General features: G+C 61.9%; 24 protein-coding genes. 15 read left to right on the top strand and 9 right to left on the bottom strand.

What is annotated here, in order from left to right; genetic code table 11:
• The first annotated feature begins 37 nt into the window (after window positions 1-37).
• The 6 genes from ACVWZT_RS19475 (at window position 38) to ACVWZT_RS19450 (ending at window position 6,447) form a co-directional block, all read left to right on the top strand.
• Complete coding sequence (locus ACVWZT_RS19475) at window positions 38-961, top strand: LysR family transcriptional regulator (protein ID WP_296233152.1); 924 nt, start codon at window positions 38-40, stop codon at window positions 959-961.
• A gap of 95 nt (window positions 962-1,056) precedes the next feature.
• A complete protein-coding gene (locus ACVWZT_RS19470) occupies window positions 1,057-2,019 on the top strand; it encodes a 5'-nucleotidase (RefSeq protein WP_296233153.1) in 963 nt (320 codons plus the stop codon).
• On the top strand, window positions 2,016-2,786 hold the full coding sequence (locus ACVWZT_RS19465) for an SDR family NAD(P)-dependent oxidoreductase (protein WP_457470857.1): 771 nt from the start codon (window positions 2,016-2,018) through the stop codon (window positions 2,784-2,786). The genes ACVWZT_RS19470 and ACVWZT_RS19465 overlap by 4 nt, the downstream gene beginning before the upstream one ends.
• A 102-nt stretch (window positions 2,787-2,888) precedes the next feature.
• Window positions 2,889-4,646 carry an OPT family oligopeptide transporter gene (locus ACVWZT_RS19460; RefSeq protein ID WP_457470855.1) on the top strand — a complete coding sequence of 586 codons (1,758 nt, stop codon included), beginning with the start codon at window positions 2,889-2,891 and terminating at the stop codon, window positions 4,644-4,646.
• A gap of 101 nt (window positions 4,647-4,747) precedes the next feature.
• Entirely contained in the window at window positions 4,748-5,128 is a 381-nt protein-coding gene (locus tag ACVWZT_RS19455) for an NUDIX domain-containing protein (RefSeq protein WP_457470854.1), read from the top strand.
• A 104-nt stretch (window positions 5,129-5,232) separates the two neighbouring features.
• Window positions 5,233-6,447, top strand: a complete 1,215-nt coding sequence (locus ACVWZT_RS19450; protein WP_457470852.1) for an aldose 1-epimerase family protein — start codon at window positions 5,233-5,235, stop codon at window positions 6,445-6,447.
• A gap of 46 nt (window positions 6,448-6,493) precedes the next feature.
• Here the strand turns inward: ACVWZT_RS19450 and ACVWZT_RS19445 are convergent, their stop codons facing one another.
• Window positions 6,494-6,898 (bottom strand): helix-turn-helix domain-containing protein, encoded by a 405-nt coding sequence (locus ACVWZT_RS19445; RefSeq protein WP_457470851.1) that lies wholly within the window; start codon window positions 6,896-6,898, stop codon window positions 6,494-6,496.
• 146 nt (window positions 6,899-7,044) lie between these two features.
• Window positions 7,045-7,731: a hydrolase gene (locus ACVWZT_RS19440; protein ID WP_296233160.1), complete on the bottom strand. Its 687-nt coding sequence runs from the start codon at window positions 7,729-7,731 to the stop codon at window positions 7,045-7,047.
• Between the two features lie 229 nt (window positions 7,732-7,960).
• On the opposite strand from ACVWZT_RS19440, the gene ACVWZT_RS19435 reads away from it, so the two are divergent.
• Entirely contained in the window at window positions 7,961-8,428 is a 468-nt protein-coding gene (locus tag ACVWZT_RS19435) for a Rid family hydrolase (RefSeq protein WP_296233161.1), read from the top strand.
• Between the two features lie 16 nt (window positions 8,429-8,444).
• Here ACVWZT_RS19435 and ACVWZT_RS19430 read toward each other — a convergent pair whose 3' ends face one another.
• Both ACVWZT_RS19430 and ACVWZT_RS19425 read right to left on the bottom strand, forming a co-directional pair.
• Window positions 8,445-9,410: a LysR family transcriptional regulator gene (locus tag ACVWZT_RS19430; protein ID WP_296233162.1), complete on the bottom strand. Its 966-nt coding sequence runs from the start codon at window positions 9,408-9,410 to the stop codon at window positions 8,445-8,447.
• An 80-nt stretch (window positions 9,411-9,490) separates the two neighbouring features.
• Entirely contained in the window at window positions 9,491-10,492 is a 1,002-nt protein-coding gene (locus tag ACVWZT_RS19425) for a zinc-dependent alcohol dehydrogenase family protein (protein ID WP_457470849.1), read from the bottom strand.
• Between the two features lie 105 nt (window positions 10,493-10,597).
• Between ACVWZT_RS19425 and ACVWZT_RS19420 the strand changes: the two genes are divergently transcribed.
• On the top strand, window positions 10,598-11,476 hold the full coding sequence (locus ACVWZT_RS19420) for a LysR family transcriptional regulator (RefSeq protein WP_457470848.1): 879 nt from the start codon (window positions 10,598-10,600) through the stop codon (window positions 11,474-11,476).
• Window positions 11,477-11,489: 13 nt separating this feature from the next.
• Here the strand turns inward: ACVWZT_RS19420 and ACVWZT_RS19415 are convergent, their stop codons facing one another.
• Window positions 11,490-12,314, bottom strand: coding sequence for an AraC family transcriptional regulator (locus tag ACVWZT_RS19415; protein WP_296233165.1), 825 nt, complete (start codon window positions 12,312-12,314; stop codon window positions 11,490-11,492).
• 129 nt (window positions 12,315-12,443) lie between these two features.
• On the opposite strand from ACVWZT_RS19415, the gene ACVWZT_RS19410 reads away from it, so the two are divergent.
• The 3 genes from ACVWZT_RS19410 (at window position 12,444) to ACVWZT_RS19400 (ending at window position 14,425) form a co-directional block, all read left to right on the top strand.
• On the top strand, window positions 12,444-12,962 hold the full coding sequence (locus ACVWZT_RS19410; RefSeq protein WP_296233166.1) for a carboxymuconolactone decarboxylase family protein: 519 nt from the start codon (window positions 12,444-12,446) through the stop codon (window positions 12,960-12,962).
• Window positions 12,963-13,130: 168 nt separating this feature from the next.
• Window positions 13,131-13,376, top strand: a complete 246-nt coding sequence (locus tag ACVWZT_RS19405; protein WP_457470845.1) for a DUF2790 domain-containing protein — start codon at window positions 13,131-13,133, stop codon at window positions 13,374-13,376.
• Window positions 13,377-13,408: 32 nt separating this feature from the next.
• On the top strand, window positions 13,409-14,425 hold the full coding sequence (locus tag ACVWZT_RS19400; protein ID WP_296233168.1) for an alpha/beta hydrolase: 1,017 nt from the start codon (window positions 13,409-13,411) through the stop codon (window positions 14,423-14,425).
• Window positions 14,426-14,676: 251 nt separating this feature from the next.
• Here ACVWZT_RS19400 and ACVWZT_RS19395 read toward each other — a convergent pair whose 3' ends face one another.
• Window positions 14,677-15,399, bottom strand: coding sequence for an SDR family oxidoreductase (locus tag ACVWZT_RS19395; RefSeq protein ID WP_457472118.1), 723 nt, complete (start codon window positions 15,397-15,399; stop codon window positions 14,677-14,679).
• Window positions 15,400-15,538: 139 nt separating this feature from the next.
• A complete protein-coding gene (locus ACVWZT_RS19390; RefSeq protein ID WP_296233169.1) occupies window positions 15,539-16,327 on the bottom strand; it encodes an SDR family NAD(P)-dependent oxidoreductase in 789 nt (262 codons plus the stop codon).
• Between the two features lie 130 nt (window positions 16,328-16,457).
• On the opposite strand from ACVWZT_RS19390, the gene ACVWZT_RS19385 reads away from it, so the two are divergent.
• The gene (locus ACVWZT_RS19385; RefSeq protein WP_296233170.1) at window positions 16,458-17,366 is read left to right on the top strand and encodes a LysR family transcriptional regulator; all 909 of its coding nucleotides are present in this window, start codon (window positions 16,458-16,460) and stop codon (window positions 17,364-17,366) included.
• 88 nt (window positions 17,367-17,454) lie between these two features.
• Here ACVWZT_RS19385 and ACVWZT_RS19380 read toward each other — a convergent pair whose 3' ends face one another.
• Both ACVWZT_RS19380 and ACVWZT_RS19375 read right to left on the bottom strand, forming a co-directional pair.
• Window positions 17,455-17,748: a putative quinol monooxygenase gene (locus ACVWZT_RS19380; protein ID WP_457470842.1), complete on the bottom strand. Its 294-nt coding sequence runs from the start codon at window positions 17,746-17,748 to the stop codon at window positions 17,455-17,457.
• Window positions 17,749-17,769: 21 nt separating this feature from the next.
• Window positions 17,770-18,288, bottom strand: a complete 519-nt coding sequence (locus ACVWZT_RS19375) for a cupin domain-containing protein (RefSeq protein ID WP_457470840.1) — start codon at window positions 18,286-18,288, stop codon at window positions 17,770-17,772.
• A 28-nt stretch (window positions 18,289-18,316) separates the two neighbouring features.
• Here ACVWZT_RS19375 and ACVWZT_RS19370 point away from each other — a divergent pair, with 28 nt between their 5' ends.
• From ACVWZT_RS19370 to ACVWZT_RS19360, 3 genes are all read left to right on the top strand, one after another.
• Window positions 18,317-18,457 (top strand): hypothetical protein, encoded by a 141-nt coding sequence (locus ACVWZT_RS19370; RefSeq protein WP_457470839.1) that lies wholly within the window; start codon window positions 18,317-18,319, stop codon window positions 18,455-18,457.
• Window positions 18,458-18,674: 217 nt separating this feature from the next.
• Window positions 18,675-19,295 carry a LysE family translocator gene (locus ACVWZT_RS19365; protein ID WP_457470838.1) on the top strand — a complete coding sequence of 207 codons (621 nt, stop codon included), beginning with the start codon at window positions 18,675-18,677 and terminating at the stop codon, window positions 19,293-19,295.
• 45 nt (window positions 19,296-19,340) lie between these two features.
• Window positions 19,341-19,553 carry a hypothetical protein gene (locus ACVWZT_RS19360; RefSeq protein ID WP_457470837.1) on the top strand — a complete coding sequence of 71 codons (213 nt, stop codon included), beginning with the start codon at window positions 19,341-19,343 and terminating at the stop codon, window positions 19,551-19,553.
• The last annotated feature ends 294 nt before the right edge of the window (window positions 19,554-19,847 follow it).

Below are 19,847 nucleotides of genomic sequence, written 5' to 3'. Positions count from 1 at the left end.
TGCATTTTTGCGAACCACCTTTGCTGATGAGGCACAAATGGATTTCAGCGGACGATCCGGAGAGATGGAAATATTCGCCAAGGTGGCGCAAGCGGGCAGCCTGTCCGCCGCAGCACGGTCGCTGGGCCTGACGCCTTCGGCGGTCAGCCGTATCCTGGCCCGTACCGAACAGCGCCTGGGCACTCGCCTGCTGCTGCGCACCACCCGGGCGCTCACCCTGACCCCTGAAGGCGAGGCGTACCTGCGCGGCGCACGGCGGGTGCTGGCCGACCTGGACGAAGTGGAACAAGCCATTACCGACCAGGGCGTGCCACGCGGGCGTTTGCGGGTCAGCGCTGCGCTAGGGCATGGCCGGCTGACCGTGGTCCCGCTGCTGGCAGCGTTCAGCGCACGCTACCCACAGGTGCTGGTCGACCTGACCCTCAGCGACGAGATAGCCGACATCCCCGGCGGTCAGGCCGACGTGGCGCTACGCTTCGGCCCGCTGCCAGACAGCTCGTTGAGCGCCCGCGCCATTGGCGAGACCGGCCAGGTCATCGTCGCCTCCCCCGACTACCTGCAGCGCTGTGGCACGCCCCGGGTGCCGGAAGACCTGGCCCGGCACAACTGCCTGCGCTTCAACTTCCGTCGCGCCGCGCCGGACTGGCCGTTCCAGCGCGACGGGCAGGTCTTTGCACTGAAAGTCAGCGGCAATATCGAATGCAGCAGTGGCGAAGCCCTGGCGCAACTGGCCACGCTCGGCGCCGGGGTTGCCCGCATCGGTACCTTCACCGTCGCCGATGACCTCGCCAGCGGGCGCCTGGTACCGTTGCTGGAAGCCTACAACCCGGGTGATCGCGAGCCGATCCATGCCGTGTTCGTCGGTGGCCCGGCGATGCCAGCGCGGGTGCGGGTGTTCGTCGACTTTCTGGTCCAGCAGCTTCACAACGCTGGGCCTGCCGACCTGGCCCGGCTTGGCTAGCACGGCCCCGCACGCACCCTGCAAAAGGATCCTTGGCGGGTGAACCCGCGCCCACAGGGTACACTTGCCTTCAGCACAGGCCCAGGAGTTGCTACATGCCCTACCCCATCGAACAGAAGCTGGTCATCGGCGTAGCTTCGAGTGCGCTGTTCGACCTCACCGTCTCGGACGCCATCTACCAGGCCGAGGGCGTCGAGGCCTACCGCCAGCACCAGCAGCAGAACCTGGACGAGCCCTTTCCCAAGGGCGTGGCATTCCCGTTCATTCGTCGCTTCCTGAGCATCAACCAGGCGTTCCCCGAGCAGTTGCCGGTGGAAGTGGTGCTACTGTCGCGCAACTCGCCGGAAACCGGCCTGCGGGTGTTTCGCTCGATCGACCATTACCAGCTGGACATCACCCGCGCGGCGTTCATGTCCGGTCGCTCGCCTTACGAGTACATCCCGGCGTTCAATGCCTCGCTGTTTCTCAGCGCCAACGAGGAAGACGTGCAGAAGGCCATCGACGCCAATTACCCGGCCGGGCGGGTGCTGCCGACGCGCATCTACGATGACGAGATCGACACCGAGTTACGGGTGGCTTTCGACTTCGATGGAGTGATCGCCGACGACGAAGCGGAGAGCGTGTACAAGCGCGACAACAGCCTGGACGAGTTCCAGAAGCATGAGCGCATGCACATGGCCACCCCGCACACGCCGGGGCCACTGGCAGACCTGTACCGCAAGCTGTCGCTGATCCGCATGCTGGAAGACCAGAAGCTTGTCGAAGACCCGACGTACAAACGGATCCTGCGGATCGCGATCGTCACTGCACGCAACGCACCTGCGCATGAGCGGGTAGTGACCACACTGAAGAACTGGGGCGTCTCGCCGGACGAATGCTTCTTCCTCGGCGGGATGGAAAAACCCAGGGTATTGTCGATCCTCAAGCCGCATGTGTTCTTCGATGACCAGCGTAGCCATCTGCAGTCGCCGGCAGGCAACCTGCCGATGGTGCACGTGCCGTTCGGTGTGGCGAACAAGGTACTGGCGCCGCTCTCACCGCTGGAAGGTGTGGCATGAACCTCATTCCCGGGCTGCCGGGCCAGGCCAATGTCCTGGTCTGCGGTGCCAGCGAGGGCATTGGCCTGGCGCTGTGCACGACCTTGCTGGCGCGCGACGATGTGCGCCAGGTCTGGGCCGTGTCGCGCCAGGCCAGCAGCAATGCTGCGTTGCTGGCCCTGGCCAGGCAGCACGCTGGGCGCGTGTCGCTGGTGGATTGCGATGCCCGCGACGAGCAGGCGCTTGCGGCCCTGGCACAGCAGGTGGGCCACGGCTGCGAGCACCTGCACCTGGTGGTCAGTACGCTGGGCATTCTGCATCAGGAAGGCAGCAAGGCGGAAAAGTCACTGGCACAACTGGACCTGGCCGGCCTGCAGGCCAGCTTCGCCACCAATGCGTTCGCGCCGGTGCTGTTGCTCAAGCACCTGCTGCCGCTGCTGCGCCGGCAACCGGCCACCTTCGCGGCGCTTTCGGCCCGGGTCGGCTCGATCAGCGACAACCGCCTGGGCGGCTGGTACAGCTACCGTGCCAGCAAGGCGGCACTGAACCAGCTGCTGCATACGGCCAGCATCGAACTGAAACGGCTGAACCCCACCGCTACGGTACTGGCCGTGCACCCGGGCACCACCAATACCCGGCTGTCACGGCCGTTTCAAGGCAACGTGCCGGAGGGCAAACTGTTTGCCCCGGCGTTTGCCGCCCAGTGTGTGATCGAGCTGGTGGGGCAACTTGGGCCGACCGAGACTGGCAGTTTCTGGGGCTGGGATGGCCAGCGCATCGAGTGGTGAGCGAGGGGCAGCCGCTGGCGCAACCGCAAGCGCCAGTGAACCTTTGCGGCAAGCGGGGCTCAGTTGTGCAAAGCGCGCTTGCCGCACCGACAAAGGATTGCCATGGGACATGCCCCCTCCACCAACCTGCCGCGGGTTCGCGTCGAGCGTGAGCTGAGCCTGCGGGCGGTGCTCACCGGCATCGCGCTGGGCATCCTGCTCACGCCCTCGAACGTGTACGCGGGCCTCAGGATTGGCTGGTCGTTCAACATGTCGATCATCGCCTTGCTGGTCGGCTTCGCCGTGTGGCAGAGCCTGCCGGGGCGCAGCAGGGGCCGGCCGGCGTGGACGCTGCACGAAAGCAACATCAACCAGACCGTGGCCTCGGCCGCCGCGTCCATCGTTTCCGGCGGGCTGGTTGCGCCGATCCCCGCCTACACCCTGCTCACCGGTCACCAGCTGGCCCCCCTGGCGCTGATGGCCTGGGTGTTCGCCGTGAGTTTCCTGGGCATCTGGATCGCCTGGTACCTGCGCCCCGCCTTGCTCAATGACCATGGCCTGAAATTCCCCGAAGGCATGGCGACCCTGGAGACATTGCAACAGATCTACCAGCAAGGCCACGAAGCCATGACGCGCATCCAGGTGCTCTGCAGCGCCGCGTTGTTGTCGGGGCTGGTGAAGTGGATCGACGGCTTCGTCTGGAGCATTCCGCGCTGGGCCCCCACGCCCGTACTCGAACGCCTGACCTTCACGCTCGACCCGTCGCTGATGCTGGTCGGTTTCGGCGGCATCATCGGCATTCGCGTGGGCCTGACGCTACTGCTCGGTGCCGCCCTGGCCTGGGGCGGGCTGGCGCCGTGGCTGATGGACCAGGCGCTGGTGGTGCTGGCGCCGGATGCCAGCGGGCCTCAGTTCGCAGCCCTGGTGGAATGGCTGCTGTGGCCGGGGGTCAGCCTGATGGTCTGTGCGACCCTGACTTCACTGTCGGTTCGCCTGTTGCAAATGCCTAGGCAAAGGCCCACCGAAGCGCTGCAAAACAATGGTTCGCAGGCGCGGACGGGGTTTTCCCCGAAGCCTGCTGCCGGGTTGCTGTTGTCCATTGTCCTGGTGGTAGCGCTACAGGTGTTGCTGTTCGGCATCGACTGGTGGATGGCGCTGTTGAGCATTCCCCTGGCGGTGTGCCTTGCCGTGGTCGCCGCGCGCGTGGTGGGGGCCACCGGCATTGCGCCGATCGGCGCCATCGGCAAGCTGTCGCAGCTCGGCTTCGGCCTGGTCGCCCCGGGCCAGGTGGCGATCAACCTGATGAGCGCCAACACAGCCGGCGGCGCGGCCGGGCAATCCACCGACCTGATGAACGACTTCAAGGTTGGCCAGGCGATTGGCGCAACACCGCATCGGCAACTCATTGCACAGTGCCTCGGCATCTTCATCGGCAGCGTGGTGGCGGTGCTGGTGTATCGAATGCTGATTCCCGATCCACAGGCACAACTGCTGACCGAGCAATGGCCGGCACCCGCCGTGGCGACCTGGAAGGCCGTGGCCCAGACATTGACGCAAGGGCTTGGGACGCTGTCGCCGACGCTGCGTTGGGCAATCGTGGCCGGTAGCGCGGCAGGCGTGCTGCTGGGCGCCCTCGACAGCCTGCTGCCGCAGCGGGTGGCGCGCTGGCTGCCGAGCACCGCCGCACTGGGGCTGGCGTTCATTCTGCCAGCGTCGATCAGCATGATGATGGGGCTTGGCGCGGTGCTGACGTGGCTGGTCAGTTGCCGTTGGCCGAGCGTGACAGAGCGTTTTGCGATCACCGCCGCAGCGGGGCTGATTGCCGGGGAAAGCATTACCGGGGTGGGCGCATCGTTCTGGGAGATGGTGCGCGCGCTGTAACGGATGGCAGGCTGCGGCCACCCCGCGCCCCTGTGCCCTCCTGGCGTTGCGTTTGAACTTTGCCCACCGGTTTGCGGCCTCCTCTGCAGGAGGTACTGAACATGACCAGCAAGGAACGACACTCGACCCTCATTTGCCTGCAAGCCGGCAAGGTCCTGCTGGTGCGCAAAGCGACCGGCGCATGGTCATTGCCCGGTGGCAAGATCGATCCCGGGGAAACCCAGCTCGATGCGGCCCGGCGGGAATTGCACGAGGAGACAAGCCTGGAAATGCGCGACGCCCAGTTCCTCGGCCACCATGTATTCGATGCCGAGGAACACTGGCTCTATCGCATGACCGTGCCCCCCGGGATGACGCCCGCTCCCGCACACGAGATCGTGGAATGCCGCTGGTTCAGCGGCGCTGAGCTCAACCAGGCGACAGTGCAGCCGAAGGACCTCGAATTACTCAGGCGCGAGGGCTGCATCGGCAGCAGAGCGTGAAGGCATCGAGGCCAGGGCTTCGCCGAAATGCCGTTTAGTGCGCTTGCTGAAACGTTTCTGTCGGTCTATAAAATGGGCACAATTCCAAGAAAGGCATGCTGCCCATGTTTCTTCTCAAACGTTTCGTTGCGCTCAGCGCCCTGTGCGCGACCTCCCACGCCATGGCCTGGGATTACGTCCTGCTCGACACCGACAAGGCTGCCCAGAACTGGCAGATCACCAGCCAGCAACTGGGCGTGAAGGCCGACAAGCCCTTCAGCGTGACCGTGCGCACCTTGCACGGGGGGCGGCAGGAGGGTGTCAGCATCGTCGACATTGATAACGGCACGCTGAAACTGTCGGTCGTGCCGACGCGCGGCATGAACATCCTGCAGGCCTCGGTCGGTACGGTGCGCCTGGGCTGGGACTCGCCGGTCAAGGAAGTGGTCAACCCGTCCTTCATCGAACTCAACGGGCGTAATGGCCTGGGCTGGCTGGAAGGCTTCAACGAGCTGGTCACCCGCTGCGGTTACGAATGGGTCGGCCACCCCGGTATCGACAATGGCGAGCTGCTGACCCTGCACGGCCGCGCCGCCAACATTCCTGCGAGCAAGGTCACCCTGCACATCGATGAGAAACCACCGTACGCCATCAGCTTGCGTGGCGAACTGAAAGAACAGGCGTTCAAGAAGGTCGACTTCGCTGTCGCCACCGAAGTGGTTACCGAACCCGGTAGCGTGGCATTCACCGTCAACGACACGCTGACCAACAACGGCGACTATGCGAAGGAATACCAGGCGCTGTATCACAGCAATTTCAGCACGCCGTTCCTCGAGCAAGGTGCGCGTTTCGCCGCGCCGGTGAAACAGGTATCGCCGTTCAACGACAAGGCCAAGGGCGACCTGCCCGACTGGCAGACCTACCGCGCGCCGACCCGGGACTATGACGAAACGGTGTACAACGTGGTGCCGTATGCCGATGCCCAGGGCGATACCTTGACGGTGTTGCATAACAAGGCGGGCAACCTGGGCGTCTCGGTCGGTTTCAATACCGCGACACTGCCGGTGTTCTCGCTGTGGAAGAACACCGACACCCAAGGCCAGGGTTATGTCACTGGGCTGGAGCCCGGGACGAGTTTTTCCTACAACCGCCGTTACCAGCGGCCACTGAACCTGGTGCCTACCATCGGCCCCAAGGAACACCGGCAGTTCCATATCCGCTACAGCTTGTTGGCGGACAAGGCAGCGGTGGACGAGGCCTTGAAGCAGGTCAACGAGATCCAGGGTGGGCGCGAAACCGAGGTGCGGCAGCCGCCATTGGTTGATCTGAGCAAGGGCTGATGCCGTCGAGGCCGGCCAGCGGGCTCGCCCCGCCCACTTGGCACTGTCACTGGAGGCAGCTTGCCTGCCGGCGATGACTGCCGGATGCCTGCGCTTGCCAGGTCTGCGGGGTCATGCCTTCGGAACTGAAGAAGGCCCGGCAGAAATGGGATTGATCGTAAAAGCCGCAGGTCAGTGCGATGTCCACAAGCAGCATGCTGGATGTTCTCAACAATACCTTGCTCTTCATCACCCGCTGCTCACGCAGCCATTGCTGCGGGGGCATGCGGGTACTCTGCTTGAACCGGCGCGAGAAGTGGCTGCGTGACAGTGCGCACGCTGCGGCAACTTCGGCTACCGAGATGCCGGTGTCCAGGCGTTCCAGCATGAGTCGTTTGGCAGCTTCCATCTGCCCGGAGCCGAGCAGCGCCGTTGCGGCCGGCGCAGTGGCCGGTACGGTGAATTGTTCCATGTTCTCACACGTCCAGGTAACCGGGTGCGCGCTTCGTGCTGTCGCAATCCGGGCACTGCTCTTCCCGCAGGAAAACCATGCCCAGGCAGCCGCTGCGCACCCTTGCATACATTACCAGCCCCGGTGCAGGGGCTGGCGACGACAGCTCAGACAGGTGCCGCCACAGGGGCCAGGGTCGGGCCATGCTGAACGCGCTCAGGCGCCTTGTGCACCATGGTGTAGGCGTAGTCGACGCCCATGCCGTAGGCGCCGGAATGCTCTTTCACCAGCGCCATCACCGCATCGTAGGTGGCCCGGTTCTTCCAGTCGCGCTGCCATTCCAGCAGCACCTGTTGCCAGGTTACCGGTACCACGCCCGCCTGGATCATGCGCTGCATGGCGTAGTCGTGGGCTTCCTTGCTGGTGCCGCCGGAGGCATCCGCCACCATGTAGATTTCATAGCCGGCATCGTGCATTGCCGACAGGGCGAAGGTGGTGTTGCACACTTCAGTCCACAGGCCGGAAACGATCACCTTGTTGCGGCCGTTGTGCTTGAGCGCGTCACGCACCTTCTGGTCATCCCAGGAGTTCATCGAGGTGCGCTCCAGCAGCGGAGCCTCCGGGAACACCGCGAGCAGCTCCGGGTAGGTGTGCCCCGAAAAACTTTCGGTCTCGACCGTGGTGATAGTGGTGGGCACCTCGAAAATCTTCGCCGCCTTGGCCAGGGCAACGGTGTTGTTCTTCAACGTCTGGCGGTCGATGCTCTGCACGCCGAAAGCCATCTGCGGCTGCTGGTCGATGAAGATCAGCTGGCTGTTGAAGGGCGTCAGAACTTCGGTTTTAGGGTTGCGCATGGTTGTTTCCTCTACTCTGGATGATGGTCGGTCGCACCATTCGCGGTGCACGCCTCGGCGTCGTCGCCGCTTGAGGTCGAGCACAAGATAGCGAAACCCTGCAGGCATTGGTGGCGCACTTTTGCGCCACTGCAAGCGCATTAATGCGCCACCAGGCCGGGCGCTGCACTGCTAGCATTTGCCTCTCGATACGGGTCAACCCGGCCCGCTCATTTGCAGGGGAATACACATGCCAGCTTCACAACCACTCAATAAAGACACCGCTTACTGGGGCGTTTCCTGGGAGGATGCCTATGGCTATCCGCAGGCACGCCGGGTCGGTAACGAGATTTATGTGTCGGGCCAGTTCAACCATGACGAGGACGGCAACCTCATTGCCCCGGCTCCACTCGATGGCGACGGCAAGCCGAGTGATTTTTCGGCGATGGGCGAGCAGATGCGGGTCGCCTACGCCAACATCGCCAAGCTGCTCGCCCTGTATGGCGCCACCTTGCAGGATGTGGTCGAGGAGACGCTCTACGTGCTCGACATGGACGCGGCCTTCGCCGTCGTTGGCAAGGTGCGCAAGGCGGCGTATGGCACTGAGCGGCCTCAGTGCGCAAGCAACATCATTGGTGTTTCCAGGCTTGCCCAGCGCCCGCAGTTGATCGAAATCGCCTGCAAGGCCGTGATAGGTGCCGGCGCATCCGGGCGCTAGCTCGCCCGGCCTGGCCTCAACTGGCCGGAAGGCGCCCTTCGACCAAGGGCTTCTGCTCGGCCACGGCGGCGGCACAGAAGGTCATGAAGGCTTTGACTCGCCACGACTTGCGGATGTCCTGGTGGGTCAGCAGCCACAGTTCATCCTGCAGCTCGGGCACCACCGGGCCGGCACGGACCAACCCCGGGGTGATATCGCCCAGCATGCACGGGAGAAAACCGTACCCGAGCCCTGCCGCAATGGCCGCGCTCGCAGCGGCGACGGAATCGGTGCGGTACACGATGCGCTCGGGGGCGACCCGGTTCTCGACATAACTTGTCGCCCGCAAACCGCACAACGCGGCAGCATACGAGACCCATGACTGTTCGCCTTCGAAAAGGGCGGCGGTGTCTGCCTGGCCGGCACGGCAATACGGCGCCCAGGCGATGGTCGCCAGTTTGCGACCGACCAGGCTGTCGGCAGGTTTACGCGTCGCCCGGATGGCGATATCCGACTCGTCCCGGGCCAGGCTCAAGGTCTGGTTACCGACCAGGACTTCCAGGGTGATGCCCTCGTTCAGCGCCTTGAACTCGGCGATGATCGGGGTGAGGAAATGCAACAGCAGCGAGTCGCTGGTAGTGATCCGCAGCTTGCCGAGGGGGCCCTGGCCAGCACGGGAAACACGCCGTGCAACGCTGACGATGTCCAGCTCCACGCGCTCGGCCAGCGCCCGCAGCTCGGCACCTTCGGCCGTAAGCAGGTAGCCCGACTTGCGGTGATCGAACAGGGCGATACCCAGCGTGCGCTCGACCTGGGCAATGCGCCGCGAAACGGTGGACACGTTCACCCCGAGCTTCTTGGCCGTGGCGGCACGATTGCCACACTCACTGAGAGTCTTGATGATCCGCAGGTCATCCCATGCCAGTTGGCTGACGGCCTCGCCTGCGTCCCACTTCGCAGGGGTGGCCGAAGCGGGCTGAGGTTTTCCAGTGAGTGATTGCACAGATTCTGATCCACAGGCGAATGCGCCGATGATACGAGAAGCGACCGGGGTGAACCAAGTTGTCTGCATTGCAGCAGTGCCTAGTCGCTCGACAAGCGGATCACTGTCTTGCCTGTACCACGACCTTCCGCGACCTGGCAAAACGCCTCGTTGACGTCTGCCAGCGCGAACTGCCGCGGGTCCACCCGAATCTGCAACTGCCCGGCATCCGCCAGCGCAGCGGCCTCGCGCAGGATAGCCCCGTGGTGTTCGCGCCCCTGGCCTGTGAGCAACGGTGTCAAGGTGAACACGCCCGAGTAGGTGGCGCTTCTGAACGATAACGGCGCGAGGCTGTGCTGGCCCCAACCGAGGCAACTGAGCACGTGGCCGGTATAAAGCTTGACCGCCAGGAACGAAGCATCCAGGGTGCTGCCGCCTACGGTGTCATAGACGATGTCGAACCCCTCCCCGGCCGTGTACTGCTGCACGTAGGCCTCCACGCTCTGCGCCCGGTAATCGATTGCCGTGGCGCCGAGGGCGCGAATGAAGTCGAGGCTGGCCGCCGAACCGGTGGCGTAGACGTCGGCACCGCGTGCCTTGGCCAACTGAACCGCCACCTGGCCTACCCCACCTGCCCCACCGTGAATCAGCACGCGCTGGCCAGGACGGACATTGGCGCGGTCGACCAGGCCTTCCCATGCCGTGATGAATACCAGCGGCAACGCCGCCGCCTCATCCATGGCGAGGGCCTGCGGCTTTGCTGCGATCAGCCGGGCATCCACTGCGATGTATTCAGCCATGGTGCCCTGGGCACCGCCTATGCCACCGGCCATGCCGAACACTTCCTGACCGACGACAAACCCTTCGACCGCCTCGCCCAGTTCGACGACCGTGCCGGCCAGGTCCAGGCCGAGTACCGCCGGCAGCGGCTGGCGGGCATGTGCACCTGCGCCAGTGGCGATCTTGGTATCGAGCGGGTTGACCCCCGCGACGTGGACCCGCACCAGCACCTGCCCCTTGGCGGGCTTCGGGCGGTCGATGTGGCGCACAGCCAGCGGGGCCTGGGCGGATTCTGCGATAGCGGCGAGCATGGTCTGTTTCATGACGGGAACCTCATTGAGTGGACGCTTACAGGTTGCGCCGCCTGGCTCATTCCGATAAGACACTAGATCGGCATATGACTTATTCCTCCAAGAGGCCAGATAGCGATGGATCTGTTCGACAACATGCGCGTCTTCGTACGCGTGGTGGAGCGTGGGTCGTTTTCAGCGGTCGCTCGCGAACTTGGCATCGGGCAGCCTGCGGTCAGCAAACAGGTCCGCGCCCTGGAGCGCTACCTGGGCGGGCCGGTATTTGCACGCAGTACCCGTCGGCTGGTCCTCACCGACCAGGGGCAGCGGTTCTACCGCCACTGCCAGGAGATTCTCGGCCAGCTGGAATCCGCCACGCGCAGCTTTGCCAGTGGCCAGGAGCAGATTGCCGGCCCGCTACGGATCGCCGCGCCGGTGAGCTACGGGCGGTTGTGCATAGCGCCGCTGCTCGGCAGCTTTCTGCAACGCCACCCTGAAGTGCGGGTCGACCTGCGGCTGAACGATCACAACGAAGACTTGCTGACGGAAAACATCGACGTCGCCATCCGCATCGGGGTGCTGAAGCACGAGGGCCTGGTGGCCGTGCCGCTGGGCACCAGCGTGCGCCGGGTCTACGCTGCGCCGGCTTACCTGGAGCGCCACGGGCAGCCACGCCAGCCCGCCGAACTGGCACACCACAACTGCATCGGCTTCACCTTGCTGACGCACTACGACAACTGGCAGTTCAGCCAAGGCGAGCAAGCGCTCGAGGTTGCCATCAAAGGCAATGTCACCAGCAACAGCAGCGAGGCCATCCGCGAAATGGTGCTCGGTGGCCTGGGCATTTCCCTGTCGCCCGAATGGCTGTTCGCAGCCGATGTCGCGCACGGTAGCGTGCGTAGCGTGCTTGACGATTACCAGGCCATCGCACTGCCTGTCAGTGCAGTGTTCAGCCCCGAACGACGGCGCTCAGCCCGCACAAAAGCATTCATCGATTTTCTCCGAATGCACCTGTAGGCGCCCCCAGGCCCTATGCCGAACTCTGCTTCAGCCAGGCCATCGGACTGGCGCCAACCTTGCGCCGGAAAGTCCGAGCCAAGGCCGACGGGCTTTCGTAGCCCACCTCATCGGCGATCAGGGCGATCGGGCGCCCCTCGCGCAAGCGCTTCTGGGCCAGGCTTATGCGCCAGTTGGCCAGGTAGTCCGCGGGGGTCATGCCCACGGTGTGGCGAAAGTGCGCGGCAAAGCTGGCCCGCGACATGCCTGAACGATCAGCCATTTGCGCCACCGACCAGTTGTGCTGTGGTTCGCTGTGGATGGCCACCAGTGCGCGCGAGAGCTGGGCGTCGGCCAGCCCGGCCATCATTCCCGAAGCAATGCTGCGGTTGGCGACGAGGTGGCGAAGCAGCTGGATCACCATCAGCTCGAACAGCCGATTGAGAATGACATCGCGGCCACAATCGTCGCCGAAGGCCTCGGTAAACAGCCAGTCGAGGGTACCCGTCAACCCAGGCAATTCGCTTAGCGGCTTGATGATGAAATCCGGCAAGGCCAAGGTCAGCGGGTTGTTGGCACCACCCTCGAACTGCAAGGTGGCACAAACCAGCTCCGCCTCATCGGCTTCGGTCGCCACCAACCGGTGTGCCTGTGGGCGCACCGCCAGGATCAGGCTCGGTTCGTTCAGTTCCAAGACCTGCCCGCGCTTGTCCCTGAAGGCGAGGCGGCCGGAGCGCAGCAGGTGGGCGTACCCCACCCTCTGTTGCCCATCAAGGTCGGTCGTGCCACAGAACCCGCCCTGGTGAAACGTGGCGGCATGCAGGTTGAAATGTTTGAGTAAAGTCGACAATCGATCCATGGCGCGCTCGGGTTTAGACGATCTGTTGCATAATTTCGATGATCTGCAGCCGAAAGGAAAGCCTTGCTCCCTAACATTGACTCCAAGCTTGATCGACAAGCCCCGTAAATCAACCTTTGGAGAATGACCATGACTCGTATCGCTGCCCTCTCGCTGGACCAGGCACCTGCCGGCTCGCGCACCGCCCTGGAAGGTATCCAGAAAGGCCTCGGCTTCATCCCCAACGCCTTCAGGACCTTGGCCCACTCCCCTGCTGCATTGAACGGTTACCTGGGCCTTGCCCAAGCCCTGGGCAAAACCTCGCTGAGCGCCGCTGAACGCGAAGTGGTGGCCCTCGCCGCTTCGGACGTGAACGGTTGCGACTACTGCCTGGCCGCACACGCTTTCTTCGCAGGCAAAGCCGGCTTGAACGATGACGCAATCAGCCAGGCCCGCAGCGGCACGCTCAGCGCCGTTGCCGCGCTGGCGCGCCAGGTCACCGAAAGCCGCGGTCAGCTGACCGACCAGCAGGTTGCAGCAGCCCGCGAATCTGGTATCGACGACGGCAAGATCGTCGAGGTAGTAGCGCAGGTGACGCTGTTAACCCTGACCAACTACCTGAACAACATTGCCGTAACCGATATCGACTTTCCGCCGACGGCTAGCTAGCCAAACCGCCCGGCCATCGCCACTCAGCGGCGATGGCCGGGGCTGATGCAGCAATTCAATCAGCACCATTACGGAAATATATTTTGTGCGCTAACTATTAACGCGCAATATAACACTCAACCAGCAAGCACATGCTGATTCCACTGTCCCAGCTAACGGAGCATGACCATGAACTTCAGCAAAGCAATCGCCATCGCCACCTTGACCTTCGGCGCCAGCTTCGGTGCCTTCGCCCAGACTGCCACGCCGTACCAGTACGGCGATCACCTGGACATCGCCCAGGTCATCGCCGTGGACGCCCCGGTCAACGCCAGCGGGCACGCCAGCACTGCCACCCTGACCTACCGCGACAGCGACGGCAAGGTGCAGAAGGTCAGCTACCTGCTGCCGACCACCTCCGCCAACCAGAACTGATTGCCCTATTCAGTACCCCCAGGAGCTTGACCATGAAACTCTCCCGCCCCCTCGCCGCCGGCCTGCTTGCGCTCGCCGTCAACAGTGCCTTCGCCGCCGGTAGCCCCGGTGTGGAAACCACCACCCAGGCCTTCCTCCAAGCCCTTGAAGCCGGTGGCGGCAAACCGCTGGAAACCCTGGCGCCGAAAGACGCACGTGCCGTGCTCAGCGGCGCCCAGGCCAGCGTGAAGGTGGACGTTTCCGGCATCCAGGTCGAGCGCCGCAGTATTTCGGTCGACGGCCAGGCCCTGGAGATCCGCGTGGTACGGCCACAGGGGGCGAAAGGCGAGCTGCCGGTGTTCATGTTCTTCCATGGCGGTGGCTGGGTGCTGGGTGACTACCCCACCCATGAACGCCTGATCCACGACCTGGTGCTCGGCTCCGGTGCAGCGGCGGTCTACGTCGACTACACGCCATCGCCGGAAGCGAAGTTCCCCACCGCCATCAACCAGGCCTACGCCGCCACCCGCTGGGTTGCCGAAAACGGCAAACAGATTGGCGTCGATGGCAGCCGTCTGGCGGTGGCAGGCAACAGCGTCGGTGGCAACATGGCGGCGGTGGTCGCGCTCAAGGCCAAGGAGGCCGGCACGCCTAAGCTGCGCTTCCAGGCCTTGCTGTGGCCGGTGACCGACGCCAACTTCAACAACGGCTCGTACAACCAGTTCGCCGAGGGCCATTTCCTGACCCGCAACATGATGCAGTGGTTCTGGGACAGCTATACCACCGACCCCAGGCAGCGTGACGACATCCATGCCTCGCCGCTGCGCGCCAGCCTGGAGCAGTTGAAAGGCCTGCCACCCGCGCTGGTACAGACCGCCGAGATGGACGTGCTGCGCGACGAAGGCGAAGCCTACGCGCGCAAGCTGGGCGCTGCCGGTGTACCAGTGACCGCCGTGCGCTACAACGGCATGATCCACGACTTCGGCCTGCTCAACGTGCTCGGCCAGGTACCCGCTACCCGCAGTGCGATGGACCAGGCTGCCCAGGCGATCAGACTGCACCTGCAGTGATCGTGGTTGCAGCTTACTGGCATCTTTTCCGGGCCAATAGCGCGGCTGCCACAAGTACAACCCAGGTCTGCAGGCGGGTGGTATTCATGTGGGAGCCGCGCTTGGCGGCGATGGGCTGCGAAGCTGCGCTGGTTTGAAAGTGTCTGCCAGGGGTGGAAAGCGGTCATCCAAGAGCGGCAGCTATCGACCCAAAGCGGACCTTCGCGAATGGCTACATACGGCCAGAAGCGGCCCTTCGAGGAGCACTTTAACTAGAACGCGCTCCTACCGATTGATGCACCGCCATCAACGTAGAGTGTCTGCCCAGTGATGAATGAACTCTGCTCGCTAAGCAGGAATGTTGCTGCGGCAGCTACTTCATGAGGCTGCCCTAATCTCCCCATAGGTACTGCTGCAATGTAAGCGGCCTCGCCGGAGCTTCCTTCAGGATTTCCACCTCGGAACAGATCTGTCTCGATAGGGCCGGGGGCGATCGCATTGACTGTGGTCCCGGTTTGCGCCAGCTCCAGCGCCCAGCCTCGCGTGAAGCTAATCAAGGCGGCTTTTGCGGCGGCGTAGGATGTGCGTTGCCGGATTCCTAGAACCGTCAGGCTGGAGATATTCACTATTCTGCCCCAGCCCCTTTCGGACATACCCGGCAGAAGAGCCTGGGCTGCCAACAGTGCAGGATGCAAATTGACCTTCATGACCTCGTCGAAGCTCGTTAGGTCGACGTCAAGGACGCCTTGAGGCTTCACCAGCCCTACGTTGTTAACGAGCCCGTCGAAGGTATAGCGAGCCTTAAGTCCTTCAAGCGCCTGGATGGTGCTATCTGTATCGCTCAGGTCGGCAGCAACCAATTCTCCTGGGAAATGACTGTCTTCCACCCGTCGAGCGATGCCAACAACTCGGTGCCCACTGGCCGCAAGCTGCTCGGCGATAGCCCGACCGATGCCCTTACTGGCGCCCGTTATTAGGAAAGTACGTTCCAGCATGCCGCTCATACCGCTCTCCTTTCACCTAGGTGCTTCTACGCCGCTATGCCCTACGTCGGGCATAGCGTTCGAGCCCGCCAGCAAGAAGGTCATTTATTCCTTCGTTTGCGGGCAGACTTTTTTTCATCACGCAATGGATTTAGACGATGGTCTGCACAGTGCCGCCTTCTGCACGAATTGCCGCACCATTGATCACCGCAGCACGTTCACTGGACAGGAACGCCACTACGTTTGCGACTTCGGCTGGTTTGGCCAGACGGTAGATCAGCGAAGAGGGGCGATTCTCTGCCATGAATTTCTTCTCGGCCTCGGCATAAGGCAGTCCCGGATTCACAGACTCGATGAAACCCTTGAGGCTTTCTGTCTCGGTAGGTCCTGGCAGCACGGCGTTGACGGTCACGGAGGTGCCCTTGGTCAGCTCGGCAAGGCTGCGGGAGATGGACAGTTGCGTAGCCTTACTCGCGCTGTAATGGGCCATCGCGGCCATCGGAGTCAGTGCAACTTCGCTTGAGATGAAAATCACCCGGCCATGGCCGCGCTCCAGCATGCCCTTCATGTAGGTACGGGCCAACCGCACTCCACTCCAGACGTTGGTCTCAAACATGCGCTGCCAGTCTTCATCAGTGGTGCTGAAGAAGTCGCTCAGCTCATAGGTGCCCATGTTGTTGATCAGGATGTCGATCTGCGGATATGCGGCGGCTGCGACCGCCTCGCCACCAGCCAGACTGACATCTGCAACTAGCGGCAGAGCACGCCCTTCGCCAAAACGCTTGTTTAGCTCGTTGACGCGCTGCGCCACGCCGCCTTCACTACGCCCGTTGATGATGACGCGAGCACCATCTTCTAGGAGTTGAGTGGCAATCGCCAAGCCGATGCCTGCAGTGGAGGCGCTTACCAATGCAGTTTTGCCTTCTAAACCAAGATTCATACCATTCTCCAACGTTGAATTGAGGGGCGGATCAGTCCGCTGGGGAGAAGTATGGAGGTGTCCGAATGCGTTGATTAGCGCATGCAATGGAATATGATTGCAGAAGAAAATTCACATATAGGATGAGTTCATGGACAGCCGTAGCGGAGAGATGCTGGTTTTCAGCAAGGTCGTCGAAACCGGCAGTTTTTCTGCGGCAGGAAAGCTACTGAACCTGACGCCTTCAGCGGTAAGCAAGCTCATCTCCCGGCTGGAAGAGCGATTAGGTGTGCTCCTTTTTGAACGCTCTACACGTCAGCTGGCAATCACCGGTGAAGGTGCTCGTTTCTACGATAGTTGTGTCCGGATACTTAACGACATCGAGGAGGCGGAGCACGACGCCTTCGGCTCGTCTGCGGCCCCGAGCGGCCTCCTGCGAATCAATACGTCGGTGCCTTTTGGGACGCACCAGCTACTTCCGATTATCAGTAACTTTAACCTTAGGTATCCCGACATCACCCTCGACCTATCGCTTACAGACGCCTTGGTTGATTTGAAGCGCGAACGCATTGATGTAGCGATACGCATGGGTCCGCTGGACGACGCCAGCTTTCGTGCACGCATGTTGGGTACCAGCCGCCGCGCGGTCGTGGCTTCACCGGGCTATTTGGCTCGTCATGGTGTACCGAGAACACCGGATGAGCTGGAGAATCATCGTTGTTTCAATTTCAACTTCCGCCGATCCCGTGACGAGTGGCCGTTCAAGCTGAACCAGCAAACCCAGTACCTGGCGGTGCGCGGCGATATGCTGACCAACAATGGCGAAACCATGCGCCAAATGACAATCAATGGGCTGGGGATTAGTCGGCTAGGAATGTTCCATGTCGCAGAGGATCTGAAAGCGGGTCGGCTCGTCGAGCTGCTCGCTGATTTCAATCCAGGGGACACCGAGGAGATCCATGCGATCTTCAATAACCAACGCTACATGCCGCAACGGGTAAGGGTTTTCATCGACTTTCTGGTTGAGCGAGTCGGGCCGTTGCTGAGGTCGCTTGGCTAAAAGAAAAGGCCGCAGTCTGGGCTGCGGCCAATATATCCTGCTTGCGGTTTGAGCCTTGCCTCAGCCCGTCCGGCTTTACGAATTTGACTCAGGCCACCTGGTGCATTTCATCAAGCTCGAACTCACCTATGCAGTGTCCAGCCGTTTGGCGAAATGCGCGTATAGCATCGCCCTGCATATGTGCTCTCCAAGCTTTTGCAGACTCCCAACGTTCGAAGAACGTCACCAGACTAGGGTCTTGGACGGACACGAAAAGTTCATAGCTGAGGCACCCCGGCGCCTCGCGACTTAAGGTTACAAGCGTCTTCTGAGCAGTGATCATCTGCTCCTCAAAGCCTTGCCTGGCCCGCGCACGGGCGATAATCACCAATGATCCATGCATCTTCCTTTCTCCTCCCGACAGTTACTGGGGCGCTTTCGGCGGGTACTGATCGATGTCCTCAGCCGATGGGCCACCGTCCAGCCAATCTACTACCCAACCGCTTTCCAAAATGTTGAAAGTTTGCGATCCAGCCGGTAACCAGGCTTCATGCACGACCCCACCAGGAGCTCGGAAGAAGCCACCGTTCTCGATGTTGTAGTGGACCCCTTTAGATTTGAAGACGTGTGTTCCGCCCACCAACACCACATGAGTTTCTGCGCGTTGATGAGTGTGCGGTTTGATGTGTACCGCCACAGGCGTACGGAACATCAATGTGGTAAGGCCGGTTTCCTTGTCTTCATGAAGAATGGCGTACTCAGGAGATTTCTCTCCCAACTGCGGAATGGTCTTCTGCCATTCAAATTGGCTGGGATTGATGAGCTGCGGCACCGATGACGTCGGTGGTTGGTGCTCCGTAGACGCAGTTGCGTTCGGAGTCACGCCTTGCAGCGCGATTAGCATCACACCGAGGCTAAATAGTTTCTGGAATGCATGTTTCATGGTGGCTATCTCGTTGGGGCGTTGATGGATGGAAGTATCCATCGGCTCACTGGGGGGGATTAGCCACCAGGCCGGAACATGTTTCTTGAATCAAATTCAAATCGCCGAGCTAGGCAGCCAGGTGGCAATTGAAATGACGGCATTTTGGGCGATTGCTGCCCTTTGCTGAAGGCCGCTTTGGGTCGATAGCGGTCAGTCGTGAACGGCTGCAATCGACCCATTGCGGCCGATCGGGACGTCCACGAAACCAGGGGCGATTCAGTTCGCCGTGCTGATTCACAGCATCGTTGTCGTCAATCTGAGCCCACTTTTCCTAGAGATGCGACTTTCAACAGGCAGCTTTTGAGGTTAACTTCCCCTCTGAATCACGCCGAGGCCATCTCTCTATGTCGATTGCTGACAACCTTCTTGCGTTCACCTTCGCAGCAACACTGTTAACACTGACGCCCGGCCTCGACACTGCGTTGATATTGAGAACGGCCACCGTGGAAGGAAAGCAGCAGGCTTTTCGCGCCGCACTGGGCATCAACACAGGTTGCTTGCTGTGGGGCGCCGCTGTGGCATTTGGACTAGGCGCACTGATTGCCGTATCAACGTTGGCATTCAACGCCTTGAAATACTGCGGTGCCGCCTACCTAGCCTGGCTCGGGCTGAATATGCTCTTACGTCCGCGTACATCATTGTCGCCTGTCCAAGCGACAGCAAAGCCAAGCCATGACTGGTTCCTGAAGGGAGTGATGGGAAATATCCTGAATCCCAAGATTGGTATTTTCTACGTCTCTTTCTTGCCCCAATTCATTCCCCAAGGCCAGCCATTGGTTGCCTGGACGTTCGGCTTGGTCAGCATTCACGTGGCAATCGGGTTGCTATGGTCGATTATTCTGATCGCCGCAACCCAACCGCTGGCCGGTATATTGCGGCAGGAGAAGGTAGTTGCCTGGATGGACCGTGCAACAGGAATGATCTTCGTTCTTTTTGCTGCTCGTCTCGCCTTCAGTAAACGTTAAGCCCTTCTGTAAGGCGCCGGTGTATTGCTCGGAGACGCCGCCCGAATGGAGATGGTGAACAACCCACCCCATGAACCAAGACAAATGGAAGAAATGGAATCGATCGTCGCCCCAGGCGGCAGGTTCTCGGTCAGGGTCGCCGCCTGGGAAGCGCGCAACAGCCAGTGGGTGTATGTGCCCTCGCTCCTTGATACGCACACCCAAGCGGTCATTTTTGCATTTGCCAGCCCGCATTGGTCCATGGATCAGGCCACCTGACGCAATGATGCGACGGTTCATTTCGTGCTCCGAAAATTTCCGGGCGATCACCACCCGGCGACACTGGAGCTCTTGGTGAATTGCGCCAATAAGACTGCGGCCGTGGGGGCAGGCGCCGAATTCAGGCTTGCCGAGATCGAGCAGGCACTGGAGGCCGCATTAGAGAAGAAACCCAGTGTATCCTGACGATCGATCGGTCAATCCACAAGTAAGGCTCCCGCCCCAGCCTGGACAGGCGATGGTCTTCACTGGCTGCGAAACCAGGCGTGTGGCCTTCAAGTGACGTCCAATGCA

This window comes from Pseudomonas sp. TE21394, from assembly GCF_054057835.1.
The sequence above is the reverse complement of the archived record's forward strand: the minus strand, read 5'-3'. Positions and strand labels throughout refer to the sequence as shown.

What these genes read in the sequence shown, in the direction of transcription:
- ACVWZT_RS19475 (WP_296233152.1), top strand. Translation starts at nt 38, where the DNA reads ATGGATTTCAGCGGACGATCCGGAGAGATGGAAATATTCGCCAAGGTG.
- ACVWZT_RS19470 (WP_296233153.1), top strand. Translation starts at nt 1,057, where the DNA reads ATGCCCTACCCCATCGAACAGAAGCTGGTCATCGGCGTAGCTTCGAGT.
- ACVWZT_RS19465 (WP_457470857.1), top strand. Translation starts at nt 2,016, where the DNA reads ATGAACCTCATTCCCGGGCTGCCGGGCCAGGCCAATGTCCTGGTCTGC.
- ACVWZT_RS19460 (WP_457470855.1), top strand. Translation starts at nt 2,889, where the DNA reads ATGGGACATGCCCCCTCCACCAACCTGCCGCGGGTTCGCGTCGAGCGT.
- ACVWZT_RS19455 (WP_457470854.1), top strand. Translation starts at nt 4,748, where the DNA reads ATGACCAGCAAGGAACGACACTCGACCCTCATTTGCCTGCAAGCCGGC.
- ACVWZT_RS19450 (WP_457470852.1), top strand. Translation starts at nt 5,233, where the DNA reads ATGTTTCTTCTCAAACGTTTCGTTGCGCTCAGCGCCCTGTGCGCGACC.
- ACVWZT_RS19445 (WP_457470851.1), bottom strand. Translation starts at nt 6,898, where the DNA reads ATGGAACAATTCACCGTACCGGCCACTGCGCCGGCCGCAACGGCGCTG.
- ACVWZT_RS19440 (WP_296233160.1), bottom strand. Translation starts at nt 7,731, where the DNA reads ATGCGCAACCCTAAAACCGAAGTTCTGACGCCCTTCAACAGCCAGCTG.
- ACVWZT_RS19435 (WP_296233161.1), top strand. Translation starts at nt 7,961, where the DNA reads ATGCCAGCTTCACAACCACTCAATAAAGACACCGCTTACTGGGGCGTT.
- ACVWZT_RS19425 (WP_457470849.1), bottom strand. Translation starts at nt 10,492, where the DNA reads ATGAAACAGACCATGCTCGCCGCTATCGCAGAATCCGCCCAGGCCCCG.
- ACVWZT_RS19420 (WP_457470848.1), top strand. Translation starts at nt 10,598, where the DNA reads ATGGATCTGTTCGACAACATGCGCGTCTTCGTACGCGTGGTGGAGCGT.
- ACVWZT_RS19415 (WP_296233165.1), bottom strand. Translation starts at nt 12,314, where the DNA reads ATGGATCGATTGTCGACTTTACTCAAACATTTCAACCTGCATGCCGCC.
- ACVWZT_RS19410 (WP_296233166.1), top strand. Translation starts at nt 12,444, where the DNA reads ATGACTCGTATCGCTGCCCTCTCGCTGGACCAGGCACCTGCCGGCTCG.
- ACVWZT_RS19405 (WP_457470845.1), top strand. Translation starts at nt 13,131, where the DNA reads ATGAACTTCAGCAAAGCAATCGCCATCGCCACCTTGACCTTCGGCGCC.
- ACVWZT_RS19400 (WP_296233168.1), top strand. Translation starts at nt 13,409, where the DNA reads ATGAAACTCTCCCGCCCCCTCGCCGCCGGCCTGCTTGCGCTCGCCGTC.
- ACVWZT_RS19395 (WP_457472118.1), bottom strand. Translation starts at nt 15,399, where the DNA reads ATGCTGGAACGTACTTTCCTAATAACGGGCGCCAGTAAGGGCATCGGT.
- ACVWZT_RS19390 (WP_296233169.1), bottom strand. Translation starts at nt 16,327, where the DNA reads ATGAATCTTGGTTTAGAAGGCAAAACTGCATTGGTAAGCGCCTCCACT.
- ACVWZT_RS19385 (WP_296233170.1), top strand. Translation starts at nt 16,458, where the DNA reads ATGGACAGCCGTAGCGGAGAGATGCTGGTTTTCAGCAAGGTCGTCGAA.
- ACVWZT_RS19380 (WP_457470842.1), bottom strand. Translation starts at nt 17,748, where the DNA reads ATGCATGGATCATTGGTGATTATCGCCCGTGCGCGGGCCAGGCAAGGC.
- ACVWZT_RS19375 (WP_457470840.1), bottom strand. Translation starts at nt 18,288, where the DNA reads ATGAAACATGCATTCCAGAAACTATTTAGCCTCGGTGTGATGCTAATC.
- ACVWZT_RS19370 (WP_457470839.1), top strand. Translation starts at nt 18,317, where the DNA reads ATGGAAGTATCCATCGGCTCACTGGGGGGGATTAGCCACCAGGCCGGA.
- ACVWZT_RS19365 (WP_457470838.1), top strand. Translation starts at nt 18,675, where the DNA reads ATGTCGATTGCTGACAACCTTCTTGCGTTCACCTTCGCAGCAACACTG.
- ACVWZT_RS19360 (WP_457470837.1), top strand. Translation starts at nt 19,341, where the DNA reads ATGGAGATGGTGAACAACCCACCCCATGAACCAAGACAAATGGAAGAA.